We start from the raw sequence: 13815 nt of genomic DNA, 5'->3' as shown, positions 1-13815 counted from the left end.
TATAATTATATGATTAACAAATACATTCCCGAAATCAAGAATGGGACATCGCAGAATTTCTTTTTAATGGCGGGGCCATGTGCAATTGAAGGAGAAGAAATCGCTTTGCGTATTGCTGAAAAGATTGTTACAATTACAGATAAACTAAATATTCCGTACATTTTCAAGGGATCTTACCGTAAGGCCAATAGATCGCGGCTAGATTCATTTATGGGGATAGGTGATGAGAAAGCGTTGAAGATTTTAGAGAAAGTTGGGAAAACTTTTGGTGTACCGACGGTGACGGATATCCATGAGAGCCATGAGGCGGAAATGGCAGCCGCATACGTTGACGTTCTTCAAATTCCAGCATTTTTGTGCAGACAGACTGACTTATTAGTTGCAGCAGCAAAAACGAACAAGGTGGTCAATGTAAAGAAAGGTCAGTTTTTGAGTGCTGGATCTATGAAATTTGCAGTGGATAAGATCGTGGAATCTGGAAATGAGAAGGTTTTTTTAACTGATCGGGGTAATACGTTCGGCTATCAGGATCTCATTGTAGATTATCGCGGGATTCCCGAAATGCGTTCTTTTAACGTGCCCACAATAATGGACTGTACACATTCCTTACAACAACCGAATCAAACTTCTGGCGTAACAGGAGGGAAACCAGCATTAATTGAAACAATAGCCAAAGCTGCAATAGCGGTGGGAGCCGACGGCCTGTTTATAGAAACACATCCTGATCCGGCAAATGCGAAGTCTGATGGCGCCAATATGTTACATTTGGATTTACTTGAAGGCTTGATGGAAAAACTGGTCCGAGTTAGACAAGCTATTTTATAGTATAATAAATAAATCGCAATAGAAAGGAGCCAATAGGCTCCTTTTTTATAATCAATTACACCAAACTTAAAGCTAAATTATTGTATGTTCTCAAAAGTTGCATTGACAGCGTTTTTGTTGTTGTCTTTTTCTGCCATCAAAGCGCAGGAGAGTTATAGTTGGTTTTCTCCACTAGAAGATAAGCATGTGGAAGGTAGGCTGGAGAATCAGAAGCTTTCGGCCTTCAATAGACTTCCGGATGAACTGGAAAGCCAGGTACGTAAACCCGTATGGGAACTGGGGAAGAATAGTGCGGGATTCTATATTGACTTTCAAACTACTTCACCTGAGATTATGGTTCAATACCAAGTGGCTGGCGGTTTAAATATGCCCCATATGCCAACAACAGGTGTCAGTGGGCTTGATCTTTATGCTTATGATACTGTAAACAAGGAATGGAAATGGGCTTATGGCAATTATGATTTTTCGGATACCATTTCTTATACATGGAAGAATATAGGGCGCAATGGAAAATTTAATTACCGCTTATATCTTCCGCTATACAATACGGTTAAGTGGTTAAAGATTGGTGTGCCAAATACCGCTAAATTAACGTATACCCATACCACAGCAGCCAAACCTATTGTTGTGTATGGGACCTCGATTGGACAGGGGGCCTGTACCAGTCGCCCAGGCTTAGCTTGGACCAACCAAGTGGGACGTGCGTTTGACCATGAAATGATCAACTTATGCTTTTCTGGTAACGGTCGATTGGAACAACCGATTTTGAATGTGATGAATAGTGTAGATGCTGCCTGTTATGTGTTGGATTGTATTCCTAATCTTGCTATTTCAAAGTCGCTAACAGAAGAGCAATTGGATTCACTGTTGGTCAATGCGGTGACATTTTTAAGAAAAGAACATCCGACGACACCCATTATTTTGACACAGCATAGTTCGGGGAGCATAGCCGAAGTCTTTAATGAAGATAAAAATGCGGAATACCAGCAAAGTAGCCGTGTGCTGAAGGCGACTTTTGAAAAATTACAATCAAAAGGAATCCGTCAGCTTTTCTTATTGTCGAGTCAAGACCTTAATCTGGATCTGAATTCGACCGTTGACTACGCTCATCCAAATGATCAAGGTATGGAAAGAATCGCAAATGCGTATATTAAATTGTTGAAGAAAATTCTCAAGTAAACTACAGTCAACGAGGACTTCACCATAGCAGTATTTCGAATTTACCTCATCGAAGGGAAATTGTGTATGAAAAGGATTTGTTGATAAAATGATAACAGTATGCTGTTATTTAAAAAAGGGAAGTTTTAAACTTCCCTTTTTTATTTCTTTTTCATTTTCATGGTCATTTTTGCCTTTTCGCCACCGCCATAATTAAAAGTCTTGGCATTGCTTTCTTTCTTTTGGTGGAATGCGCCACCTCGGGAAAGATCTTCTTTATCTTCCTCCTTGCTCGACTTTTTCTTTTTGTCGGTGATGGGATTATAGATTACAAGATCCTCTGGCAGTTCCAAAACATCCATTCTTTTACCGACAGCCTGTTCTATTTTTTTAACCATGGGTAATTCCAGATCTGTTGTGAAAGTCAACACGACTGATTCTTCATTTTCGTCATTTTTAACAAGATGATTTAAGAATTCCTCCTTTTCATTTGGTAACTCAAATTGAAAAATGAATGGAACAGCGGAAAGGTCTACATCGTTCGTATTTTCCCGTGCAATTATTAGGACACGAGATTGACTATTTTCCTTGAAATCTTCCATCGTCTCATAGCCAAAATCATCATAGAACAATGGATTGAGGATAGCAATTTCTTCTTTATTGCTACTGAACAAACTGCTGGCCAACTTTTGGGCAGTAAGCTTCGAATTTACAAAGACGACTACTTTTTGAAATACTTCTTTATCCTGCAACAGAAGATTTAATAAATTGATCTTTGTTGTGAAATTAGGAACATGATATAATAATAGATCTAGGGTGTCGACAGTGTCATTCTCAAGTTCATCTATTTCGACCGAGGCACAATTTTCATTCATGAAATTGTCGATCATGTCATAAAGTTTTTGGTGTTCAACAGTACTGAAAACTAAATGTTGTACTTTTCCGCAGCTTTCGGCTAATTCCCTTACCGTATTTTGCATTCCTTGTTTGATAATCTCTTCAGCATCATCGATAATCAGTGTCTGAATACGGTTGAGATTCAAAGCCAATTTAAGATAGATAGCTCTTGCACGATTTGGGGTAGCTACAACAATGTCTTTTCCATCAACCAGTTCTTCGATTTCTTCTTCCATGCTGCCTGAAGCCCGCAATCCAATGATGCGAAGATCTTTATTTTTGCTTAATTGATAGAATCTCTCAACAATTTCGTCGATACGTTCTTCATTAGGCGCCAAGATCAAAAACTTCGGAGCTTCATCTGTTGTGAATTTCAACTTCATCAAGGTAGATAAGACATAAGTTGTGGTTTTGCCTGCACCTTCTGGAGCGATGGCAATCACATCCTGTCCACCAAGAATTCTGGAAATGCATCTACTTTGAATTTCCTTTGGAGCAAGATAACCGAGTTCGGTCATCGTAGCATTCAATCTTTTGCTAAGTTTTAGTTTCTCTAACGACACGTATCCTTTTATTTATGTAAGTTACAAAAATACAAATTTTGATCTTAGATCAACTAATGTGCGCCCATTTTTGAAAACAGATTGATAATAATGACTCCAACAACAATCAAGACCATACCGATAATGGCTGCTGTATCGGGAATCTGTTTAAATAAGAACATACCAATAAGCGTAATGGCTACAATACCAACGCCAGACCAAATTGCGTAGGATATTCCGACGGGCAGGTATTTAAGTGTGATACTTAAAAAATAGAAGGCAATAATATAGCCTACAATACAGAGAATGGTAGGCTTTATAAGGGTAAAACCCGCAGACTTCTTGAGGAAAGTGGTTGCAAATATCTCTGCGGCTATAGCAAGAAAAAGATAGGTGTACTTCATTGTTACAAAGGTACAATTTTTTGCTCAGCAAGGTTCGGTTAATTAGGTCAATAACAGGGGGAAGTTAATTTATTTTCGAGACAACGAATTGCGTATAAGAGCAATTTTATCTATGTTTGGCCAATTCACATAGCTAGACGCTAGATTTGATTTTATGGGGCATGTTCGAACTTTTTGGAAATCTGTACTAATATTCTTTGTTTTATTGTGCTTTTGCGATGCTATTGTTGCGCAAGAACAGCTGCAAGATTTGCAGAAGTCGTATTACAGTCTTCCTTTAGGAAGTAAAGAACGGTTTGTGTTAACGGGTAAATATGCACAAGCCCTATATTTTAGTAATGAAAAAGCGCTGGCCAGTCAATTGCTTAATGATAATATTCAGTTGGCCAGAAATTATCCTGACAAGCAATATTATGCCTATTTGAATTGTATTGCTGCCATGAACAGTTTTAATGATCATGCATTTGAAAAATCACGCTATTATTTAGAACATGCTAAATCTGTACTCCCCATAGTTAACGATAATGGAATAAAGGGGTATGTGCATTATTGTGATGGATGGGTTATGACACGACAGAATAAAGAGGATGAGGCTGTTTCCCAATTCCATAAAGCAATTTCATTTTTAGAGAAGGCGCCACCGACTGAGGCAAATATCGCCCGAAAATTGGCAGTTTATAAGGAGCTTACAGCGATCTATGCAAACCAACGCAATTATGATTTTCAAGAAAAGTACACCACGCTTCTGCTGGAAACGGCGAAGGAAGGAAAGAATGTCAATAGCCTATTTGACGCTTACATGCAGGCTGGTTACCTATTTGAAGAGGAGTATAGATCCAATAATGCAGACCAAAATCTATTAAGGAAAGCTGAACAACACTATCTTGAGGCTTACAATTTGGTAGAAAAGAACGAGAAACATCTTGTTAATCCAACAGATTTAGCTTACGTTTCTGTTAATTTAGCGAATCTGTACCATGAGTTTTATCCAGAAAATGGTGGTAAAAAAGCAATATCATATGCGAAACAGGCCTTAGATATTGCTGCTGAAACGGGACAATATGCCATTACAATACCTGCTTACGGTATCCTCGCTGATGAATCTTTCAAAGTCGGACATCGAGAGGAAGGAAAAAAATATCTGCAGCAGGCACTGCACAATCTTCAAAGAGAGCCCCATTATGATTACCAAGTCGGGTTAAGCCTGTTTAGCAGACTGGCTGAAGTAAGTGTTGAAGAGGGTAAATATGAGGAAGCTTTCAATTATCAAAAAAGTTACATAGATGTATTTGAAAAAGCATTTAATTCGGATAAACTGGATAAGACGAAGCAACTTGAGCTAAAGTATGAGCGTGAATTGCAAAACCAAAAGTTAATGCGGCTTCGATTGGAAGGCGAGAAAAAGGAACAGCAGATCAAGCTGATGAAAGTCTTGAACGATAGACAACGTCAACTGGTGGAGAATTTGAAATTAAATGAACTCAATCGAACACAACAGCTCAAGGTACTCCAACTTGAACGGGATAAAAAGGAACAGGATTTGCAATTAAGCCAACTGGAAAATGAACAGCGCTTGCAAGAACTTGACGTGTCAAAAAAGCAAATTGCCTTTAAATCACGAATGAATTCAATTTATATTTGGTTGTTCGTCAGTTGTTTGGTTGTGATTGTTTTGCTGTTTTATGCGTATTGGCAACGTTCAAAGGCCTTGAAGCAGAAGGTTCATTTGCATGAACTGGAGATGGAAAAGAATAATCAACAACATGCTATTAAAAACCTGACTGCAATGCTGGCCGGGGAAGAGAAAGAGCGTACCCGTCTTGCTCGCGACCTGCATGATGGATTAGGAGGTTTGCTGTCAAGTACCAAATTGGGATTATCAGCCATAAATAAAAATGTATTGGAGCAGGAATCCATGAAAGAAGGAATCGATCGAAGTATTGATTTGCTGGACGGGGCTGTAGATGAACTTCGCCGGCTTGCACATAATCTTATGCCAGATTTAATTGTAAAATATGGTTTGAAAGAAACTTTAAGAGACTATGCAAACCGAATGAGTCAATCGACATGTCAAGTAGAATGTGAATTTTTACAATTTGAATCAACCTTAAGCACGGAACAGGAAATTTCTTTGTACAGAATTATTCAAGAATTGGTGAATAACGCGTTGAAACATGCTAATGCGGCCAACATTTTAATACAGCTTTCTTCACATAATAAACGTTTACATATTACTATTGAAGATGATGGCAAGGGTTTTGATATGGAAAGTGTCGATTTGCAGCACTCTGCGGGAATGCATAATGTGCGGTCAAGACTTTCGTTTCTACACGGGGAAATGAAGGTTATGTCGGAGAATGGAGCGGGTACAACCATAGAATTGGAATTACCTATGATTTAACTTTTTGGAAAAATGATAAAAATAGCGATTACAGACGATCACCCTTTGCTACTTGAGGGATTGAAAAACATTATAAATGCGCATGAAGATTTTGAAGTTGTGGGCATGTATTCCAGCGCCACTGAACTGTTCCATCGTATTCCTGCTGATATGCCATTGGTATTGCTGCTCGATATCAATCTGCCGGATGCTAACGGTATTGATTTGGTTAAAGGTCTAAAGGAAAGCAATAAGGATTTGAAAATTATTGCGTTTAGTGTACATAATGAATTTGCAGTGATTAACAGCATTTTAAATGAGGGTGCCAATGCCTATCTACACAAAAATGCAAATGGTGATGAAATAATTGCTGCCATTTCCGCTGTTCTTGTCGGCAAAAGGTATCTCTGTGAGAAAACGCAGGCGATCCTGAACAAGAAGGTGGAAATGGGGCTTAAGCAGGTGCCAAAATTGACACGTCGCGAGAAAGAGGTGCTTACTTTCGTGGCGCAAGGAATGACAACAAATCAAATTGCCGATTCATTGTTTATCAGTTCACATACGGTAGAGAGCCATCGCAAAAATCTAATGGAAAAATTTCAAACCAAAAGTGTTACTGCGGCAGTAAAATCGGCTATAGAATACGGATTAATTCGGGAAGCCTAATTAGACTCCCCAATTCCCTGATTTCAGGGATGAAAAGATCCCCAGGCATTTGATACTTTTGCTATTATTGATTTTAAAATAGAAGGTATCAAGTGCATTGCTGAAACCTAGTTTTTACGCTCTTTTCAGAGAAGGTATTGTTTCAGCCTTTGATTCATTGATCTATTTTAAATCGAATAGGTTTCAGAACAAAATTTCAAATCTAGGATTTTCTTAAGGAGCTCAATACTGCGGAATCTAATTTCTTAGTTGAGGGGTCTGTCAGATAGTTCTTTACGAGATAAACTACCAAAAATTACTGATTCAATTGTTATGATTAAAAAAATAATGCTTTGGACGATAGCTGTCCTCGTACTGTTGGCGATTGTCGCCTGGGGCGGATATATACTACGACAGCAAGAATCCTATAAATCATTGGTCCATAAAAAAAGTAAGGCTTTGTTGACCATATCATTGGATGATATCCTGCTGAATCAGTTTTTTAATAAATGGCAGTCAGCGCCGAAAGAGGGACAGGATTTTGGCAAAAAACTAAGTAAACTCAAAGATAATGGTATTGATATAAAAGCGAATGTATTTCTTTTTGCTTTGGAACCGCATCCAAAAAACTTTTATGCTTTTTTTCAGCTAAAAAATAAACAACAATTTTTGACCTTTCTAAAGGATGTATTACAGGTTGGTGCGGTGGAAAGTGATCTCGCCCCTGATGTGAGCTATGCCTATCATCAACCGAGTAAAATCGCCTTTATCTGGAAAGGGGATGATCTGCTGCTAGGTCTAGGCTTTGATCTTGATACAAAGAAGGAAGAAATGCTTCAGCTAATTCAATCAAAAGAGGACCGGGTTACCATAGAACAATTTATCAACCGTCCAAGCACGTTGACCGGAAAATCACTGCGTTATAGCAATATTTCAACAGATAATTTTATCGAACTTGATTTGAAAGGAGACCATGTCGAAGTATCCGGCGAATTTTTCTCAACAGATTGGAATTTTCCAAAGGAATATCTTGTGAGAGAACTCGCTTCCGCAAAATACATTGGTAAAGCTTGGATCAATATACCCAATAGTCAATTTAAAAATCAGCTAAAACAACTACTTAGTGAACTCCCTTTAGCCGCCGATTCTATTATAACACATTTGGATGGAAATTACGTCGATATTGAAATTTTGAAAAATAAGGTCATTCAAACAGATACCATTATAAATTATGCGGTTGATGAAAATTTTGAAACGATCGAAGAGAAAACACCGTACGAAACGAAAGTTCCGGATGTAAGAATAGCCATGCGTGGAGATAGCGACATGAGTAGATTCCTCCCCAATAAATTATTTTATCACTGGTTTCAAAAACAAGATAAGGGATTTAGTTTGCTGTCCACATCAAAGGATATTGATAAACTTAACGTAGCTTACAATAAGACGGTTGAACTATCCCATGTGGCAGTTCATTTGGCGGATTGGCCAAATGAGGCTAAAATATCACCGATTCTATTATTGAAAACGATCGCGTCAGACATTACGCTGAGCCTTAAAGTTGCAGACCACAATCGCTTGGTTCTCCAGGGAACAATAGGAGACTACTCGCATTAAAACGCGTTAACGACAAACATTCTTAGCTTCTCAATGGTTTGTTTTGGAGTACAAAGTACAAGAACATGGATAAACGAACTAAAAGTAGAAGTAAGGTGAAAACCTATTGGCGAATTTTAAAGAGTACGGTGGCTGGATTTTTGAATGAGGATTCGATGAAATATAGTGCTTCATTATCTTATTATACTGTTTTCTCTATTGGTCCTATATTGGTTTTAATGATTGCCTTAGCTGGAATTTTTTATGGTGAGGATGCGATTGAAGGGAAAGTATTCCTGGAACTCCGCGGTTTGGTGGGAAGCAATGCTGCAAAACAGATTCAAGAAGTTATTCAGAATTTGCAGCTTTCGGGAAAATCAAACCTGGCGTTGCTTATCAGTAGCATTACATTGGTTTTAGGAGCAACGACGGTTTTTGGGGATATACAGAATTCGATTAACAAAATTTGGCACGTAAGGGCAAAGCCGAAAAAAGGCTGGTTAAAATTGATTCAGGATAGATTGTTATCTTCGTCTTTGGTGATTGGATTGGGCTTTTTATTAGTCGTTACACTCATCGTAAATGGTGTAATATTGGCGTTGACAGATCAGCTACAGCATTATTTCCCGGACGTGACCGTAATGTTAATGGATGGGATTAACTTTGCATTGTCTTTTGGAATTATATTCTTGTTATTTAGTGTCATATTTAAAGCACTTCCGGATGTAAATATTCACTGGCGGACCGTACGGGCGGGTGCCTTATTTACGTCAATTTTATTTGTATTGGGACGTTATTTAATTGGAGTCTATCTGGAGCATTCTGCAACCCAAGATACCTATGGTGCGGCAGGTTCATTTGTGTTGATCTTACTTTGGGTCTACTACACAGCAGCTATTTTATATTTTGGTGCAATCTATACAAGGGAGTACGCCACTGTCATGGGCATCCCTATTGAACCCTCGCAATATGCCGTGCATGTTGAAACGCAGGAAATTGAGCGTAATGTAACCGAAATACCTCCGGCCCCGTTAACACAAGAGGAGCAGACGATTACCGAAGAGGATACTACGATCCCCAAGAAAGCATAAACATTAGATTTACTGAATTCTTACCACCAAATTCTGTAAATTTGATGGTAAGATCGATCTATTGTTTATGAACAAATTACAATCATTACGTGAGAAACTCAATTTAACACAAGAGGAACTAGCGCAAAAATCAAATATTTCAGTAAGAACAATTCAGCGGATTGAAGCGGGGCAGTCGCCAAAGGGTTACACCCTTCGCGCACTTGCACAGGCATTGAATGTGGAGGAATCGGAGTTTTCTGCGTATGATATACCTCTTGAGTCAGAAAACTTGAGATGGATCAAGATTATCAACCTGTCTTCCTTACCCTTTTCTATATTGCCACCATTAAATATTTTGGTACCTGTCGCAATTATGCTCTTCAAAAAACAGCATTCATATAAAGTTCGCCAGTTAATCTCAATTCAAATCGTATCGACTTTAATTGCTGTTTTACTGATGCTTATTATTTTTATACTGAACGATTGGGTAGGTATTAAAAGCAATGTGAAATTGCTTATTCCGTTATGTTGGATACTTATGAATATAATCATTATACTGCGAAATGCGATTGGATTAAATAAAGCTGGGCATGCACGTATTTTGCCCGATATAAGTATATTATAGGTGCTTTTATACAATTGTCGGCTAGCTGTCGGGACATTGTCGGGCTGTAAAAGGGTATTCTTCGTCTGGTATTTTTTTTCTTTGATCTTCAAAAAAATGCAAAATTATGAAAACAGACAATCAAAAGAAGAAACGCCATATTGCCTTGGCTACCTTTGCTATTATTCTTTCTTTTTTTACGATGACGAACGTCTTTCCGCAAGCTAAGATTCCTTTGATCAAAGCTTCATCTGAGAAAGCCGGTATTACAGATGGCGCCTATTGCCATGTTGACTGGAAATTAGATCCCAAGGCAGATCCCGACGTCTATTTCGTAAATATTCCAACAAAAGAAAGTACAGTTGTTTTTAAAACAGATCAGGAGGAATTGACTGTGATGACTAAACCCGGGTCGATGTATGATTTCATAGTACTATTGAATGGAACGGATTCTTGTCACGTTCGTATAAGCGCTCAATTACCGCCGGATCTACCCACAATGGATAATAGTAATTTATTTCCGATGCGGATACCGTTTCGTCTTATTGGCTCACGGATTTTCCTGAACGGTACAATTAACAAAAAAGACGTTACGATACAGTTTGATTTAGGAGCTGGAACTGGCGTTGTTAATAGAAATAACGCAAAGCAGCTGGATTTATCATTTTCATCGTTTACGACAGTTGCGAATACCGACGGGCTTAATAACGAGCGGACAAGTCTGGGCAATGAATTGCATATTGGGCCGATTGTTTGGAAAAACGTGTCAGTGACTGAGGTCGGTAATATGAAGCCTTTTGAAGATCTTATTATTGGCAACAGTTTCTTTCGAAATCACATTATTGAAATCGATTATGATAAAATGGAATTGGTAATTCATCGCGATCTCCCCACTAAAGCAAAGAAGTATACAAAGCTTCCAGTATACTATGAGCAAAACCGACCCAAGTTTAAAGCTGCTTTTAGACATAACCAACAAGACTACGATTTTTGGTTCCTTTTTGATACAGGTCGTGATGGTACGATGCTGTTAGGGGAAGATTTTACCGGTATAGATCATAATTGGACCGATCTAACGCCGCTTACCATGATCAGTAACCGTAAGATTATCCGTTTGGATGCTTCAATAGCTGGTGTGGAGTTTAAAGATATTGTGACGAATGCCGCTGATCCGGCCAAGCCCAATGGCAGACCAAGCCTGTTCGGAAATCAGATTCTGAACCATTTTAATGTCATTTTGGATAATCAGGAAGGATTTCTTTATCTGAAACCAAACAGCAGGATCAAGGAACCTTATTCAAACTATGAGGGCTATTTGAAACAGATGTCTCAGTCAATGCAGAAAAATTAAAGTGAGCAGCCAATGCCGTTTGTTCAGGGAGCAAATGACATTGGCTACTTATGGTAAGTATGTATCTAACGAATAAAATCGGTCCATTTCTGTTCGGATTTTCCCGAGGCAATTACAGTTTCTAGAAACTTCATGCCACGCAGACCATCAGCTACAGTTGGAAAATCAGTATCTTCTTCTCGCGGCTCTATACCTTGCATTGATGCCAATAGTGTGGCTGCAAAATTTCTATAAATATTGGCAAATGCTTCGATATATCCTTCGGGGTGACCGGCCGGTAGACGAATGTTATGTTTGGCGATTGGTGAAAGGTACTGCTGACCTGCACGAAATAGCTGGATTGGCGCATCGAGCTGTTTAAAGATGAGTGTATTTGCATCCTGCTGGTTCCATTCCAATCCCCCAAGTTCACCATATACTCTAATTTTTAACGCATTTTCTTCTCCTGCAGCAACTTGGGATGCCGATAGTACGCCGGTGGCTCCATTCTCAAATCCAAGTAATATGTTGCCGTCATCTTCAAGTTTTCTTCCGGTCACAAATGTTTGAAGATCGGCACACATTTTAGTGATTTTTAAACCGGAGATATATTCCGCTAGGTGGGCAGCATGTGTCCCAATATCGCCCATACAACCACTTTTTCCGCTCTTTTCCGGATCTGTCCGCCAGAAGGCCAGAGAAGGACTATTTTCGATCATCTTACTTAGCCATCCCTGCGGATACTCGACCATAATTTTTCTAATCGAACCTAATTGGCCCTCTTTGACAAGATGACGGGCTTGTTTCACCATCGGATAGGCAGAGTAGGTGTATGTGACACAGAGTATTAGTCCAGTTTCCGCTACTTTTTGTTGGAGCAATTCGGCCTGTTCTGTTGTCAGAGTCATCGGCTTTTCAAGCACGACATGGAAGCCATGTTCCAGCGCCATCATTGCTGGTTCGAAATGAGCAAAATTGGGCGTGACGATACTCACAAAGTTCATGCGATCATCCGCCGGACGTTTACTTTCCTCGACAATCATTTCCCGATAACTTCCATAGCTCCTTTCCTCTGGAAGCCCTAAAAGCGCAGCGGATTCTTTTGCGACAAGTGGATCAGCACTCAGTGCTCCGCAACATAATTCAATCAGACCGTCAATTCCAGTAGCCATGCGATGTACAGCCCCTATAAATGCATTTTTTCCACCGCCGATCATGCCCATTTTTAGTTTTGTATTGCGCATAAAGTTGATTTTTTAATGAGGATATCTTTCGTATTTACAAACCCAATAGTTTGCGGTTAAGGCTATCATTGGTTTCGACGGCAGCAAAATTATCGAACGCCTTATCAGTAACACGGATAATATAGTCTTTAATATGTAGCGCGCCTTCCCGTGCACCATCTTCAGCATTTTTGAATGCACATTCCCATTCCAGTACTGCCCAGCCTTGATAATCATATTGTGTGAGTTTGGTAAATATGGATTTGAAATCCACTTGTCCATCACCAATTGATCTAAAACGACCTGCTCTTGACTGCCAGCTCTGGAAGCCACCATAGACGCCCTGACGACCAGAAGGATTGAATTCAGCATCTTTAACATGGAACATTTTAATTCGTTTATGGTAAATGTCGATGAATTGAAGATAGTCAAGACATTGAAGGACAAAATGGGAGGGATCATAGAGAATGTTTGCCCGCTTGTGATAATTTACATTTTCGAGAAATAAGTCAAAAGTAGCACCGTCATGGAGATCTTCTCCAGGGTGTAATTCATAGCATAGGTCGACATCATACAGGTCACATTCATCAAGAATGGGTAACCATAATTTTGCAAGCTCAGCAAAACCTGTTTCGATCAACTTCGCGGGTCTTTGTGGCCAAGGGTATATAAATGGCCATAGAAAGGCTCCACTAAAGGTCGCCAGCGCTTTAAGCCCGAGATTGTGGGAAGCTCGTACGGCATATTTTAATTGCTGGATCGCCCACTGTTGTCGTGCTTGAGGATTACCATGTAAATGCTGTGGTGCAAATGCATCAAATAGATCATCGAAACTTGGATTTACAGCCACTAATTGCCCTTGGAGATGGGTTGAGAGTTCGGTAATTTCCAATCCGAAAGACTGTACTTTCGCTTTTAGATCAATTGCATAGCTTTTATCGAGCGCTGCTTTTTCTAGATCGATAAAACGGGCATCCAAGGTGGGCAGTTGTATACCCTTATAGCCAAGTGCTGCAGCCCACTGGCAGATAGAGTCCAAGGAGTTAAATGGCGCTTCATCACCGATAAACTGCGCGAGGAAGATGGCAGGGCCTTTAATTGTTGTCATATGTATTGCGTTTAGAAAAAGACTACGTTATGT

Annotated in this window: 12 protein-coding genes; 8 read left to right on the top strand and 4 right to left on the bottom strand. The window is 39.3% G+C overall.

What is annotated here, in order from left to right:
- Positions 1-9 precede the first annotated feature (9 nt).
- Together kdsA and B3H30_RS14860 are read left to right on the top strand one after the other, a co-directional pair.
- Positions 10-825 (top strand): 3-deoxy-8-phosphooctulonate synthase, encoded by an 816-nt coding sequence (gene kdsA / locus B3H30_RS14865; RefSeq protein ID WP_070561091.1) that lies wholly within the window; start codon positions 10-12, stop codon positions 823-825.
- An 84-nt stretch (positions 826-909) separates the two neighbouring features.
- A complete protein-coding gene (locus B3H30_RS14860) occupies positions 910-2004 on the top strand; it encodes an SGNH/GDSL hydrolase family protein (protein ID WP_070561090.1) in 1095 nt (364 codons plus the stop codon).
- A gap of 140 nt (positions 2005-2144) precedes the next feature.
- On the opposite strand, the gene B3H30_RS14855 is transcribed toward B3H30_RS14860, so the two are convergent.
- Together B3H30_RS14855 and B3H30_RS14850 are read right to left on the bottom strand one after the other, a co-directional pair.
- A complete protein-coding gene (locus B3H30_RS14855; protein ID WP_070561089.1) occupies positions 2145-3443 on the bottom strand; it encodes a DEAD/DEAH box helicase in 1299 nt (432 codons plus the stop codon).
- A gap of 53 nt (positions 3444-3496) precedes the next feature.
- Complete coding sequence (locus tag B3H30_RS14850) at positions 3497-3826, bottom strand: DMT family transporter (protein ID WP_070561088.1); 330 nt, start codon at positions 3824-3826, stop codon at positions 3497-3499.
- A gap of 250 nt (positions 3827-4076) precedes the next feature.
- On the opposite strand from B3H30_RS14850, the gene B3H30_RS14845 reads away from it, so the two are divergent.
- The 6 genes from B3H30_RS14845 (at position 4077) to B3H30_RS14820 (ending at position 11472) form a co-directional block, all read left to right on the top strand.
- On the top strand, positions 4077-6227 hold the full coding sequence (locus B3H30_RS14845) for a sensor histidine kinase (RefSeq protein ID WP_201639164.1): 2151 nt from the start codon (positions 4077-4079) through the stop codon (positions 6225-6227).
- Positions 6228-6239: 12 nt separating this feature from the next.
- A complete protein-coding gene (locus tag B3H30_RS14840) occupies positions 6240-6872 on the top strand; it encodes a response regulator (protein ID WP_286834558.1) in 633 nt (210 codons plus the stop codon).
- A 312-nt stretch (positions 6873-7184) separates the two neighbouring features.
- Positions 7185-8465 (top strand): hypothetical protein, encoded by a 1281-nt coding sequence (locus B3H30_RS14835; protein ID WP_070561085.1) that lies wholly within the window; start codon positions 7185-7187, stop codon positions 8463-8465.
- Between the two features lie 65 nt (positions 8466-8530).
- Positions 8531-9535 (top strand): YihY/virulence factor BrkB family protein, encoded by a 1005-nt coding sequence (locus B3H30_RS14830; RefSeq protein ID WP_070561084.1) that lies wholly within the window; start codon positions 8531-8533, stop codon positions 9533-9535.
- 67 nt (positions 9536-9602) lie between these two features.
- Positions 9603-10142 (top strand): helix-turn-helix domain-containing protein, encoded by a 540-nt coding sequence (locus B3H30_RS14825; protein WP_070561083.1) that lies wholly within the window; start codon positions 9603-9605, stop codon positions 10140-10142.
- A 106-nt stretch (positions 10143-10248) separates the two neighbouring features.
- Entirely contained in the window at positions 10249-11472 is a 1224-nt protein-coding gene (locus tag B3H30_RS14820; protein WP_083295753.1) for a retropepsin-like aspartic protease, read from the top strand.
- Between the two features lie 65 nt (positions 11473-11537).
- On the opposite strand, the gene B3H30_RS14815 is transcribed toward B3H30_RS14820, so the two are convergent.
- Positions 11538-12695 carry a Gfo/Idh/MocA family protein gene (locus B3H30_RS14815; protein ID WP_070561082.1) on the bottom strand — a complete coding sequence of 386 codons (1158 nt, stop codon included), beginning with the start codon at positions 12693-12695 and terminating at the stop codon, positions 11538-11540.
- A gap of 34 nt (positions 12696-12729) precedes the next feature.
- Positions 12730-13782: a sugar phosphate isomerase/epimerase family protein gene (locus B3H30_RS14810; protein WP_070561081.1), complete on the bottom strand. Its 1053-nt coding sequence runs from the start codon at positions 13780-13782 to the stop codon at positions 12730-12732.
- Positions 13783-13815: the final 33 nt, after the last annotated feature.

Source organism: Sphingobacterium sp. UBA7038, from assembly GCF_002494055.1.
GTDB classification, from domain to species: domain Bacteria; phylum Bacteroidota; class Bacteroidia; order Sphingobacteriales; family Sphingobacteriaceae; genus Sphingobacterium; species Sphingobacterium multivorum.
Note: the sequence above shows the minus strand (reverse complement) of the source record. Positions and strands in the feature narration are given on the sequence as shown.

Coding starts and splice junctions, on each gene's coding strand:
- kdsA (WP_070561091.1), top strand. CDS start 10: ATGATTAACAAATACATTCCCGAAATCAAGAATGGGACATCGCAGAAT.
- B3H30_RS14860 (WP_070561090.1), top strand. CDS start 910: ATGTTCTCAAAAGTTGCATTGACAGCGTTTTTGTTGTTGTCTTTTTCT.
- B3H30_RS14850 (WP_070561088.1), bottom strand. CDS start 3,826: ATGAAGTACACCTATCTTTTTCTTGCTATAGCCGCAGAGATATTTGCA.
- B3H30_RS14840 (WP_286834558.1), top strand. CDS start 6,240: ATGATAAAAATAGCGATTACAGACGATCACCCTTTGCTACTTGAGGGA.
- B3H30_RS14835 (WP_070561085.1), top strand. CDS start 7,185: ATGATTAAAAAAATAATGCTTTGGACGATAGCTGTCCTCGTACTGTTG.
- B3H30_RS14830 (WP_070561084.1), top strand. CDS start 8,531: ATGGATAAACGAACTAAAAGTAGAAGTAAGGTGAAAACCTATTGGCGA.
- B3H30_RS14825 (WP_070561083.1), top strand. CDS start 9,603: ATGAACAAATTACAATCATTACGTGAGAAACTCAATTTAACACAAGAG.
- B3H30_RS14820 (WP_083295753.1), top strand. CDS start 10,249: ATGAAAACAGACAATCAAAAGAAGAAACGCCATATTGCCTTGGCTACC.
- B3H30_RS14815 (WP_070561082.1), bottom strand. CDS start 12,695: ATGCGCAATACAAAACTAAAAATGGGCATGATCGGCGGTGGAAAAAAT.
- B3H30_RS14810 (WP_070561081.1), bottom strand. CDS start 13,782: ATGACAACAATTAAAGGCCCTGCCATCTTCCTCGCGCAGTTTATCGGT.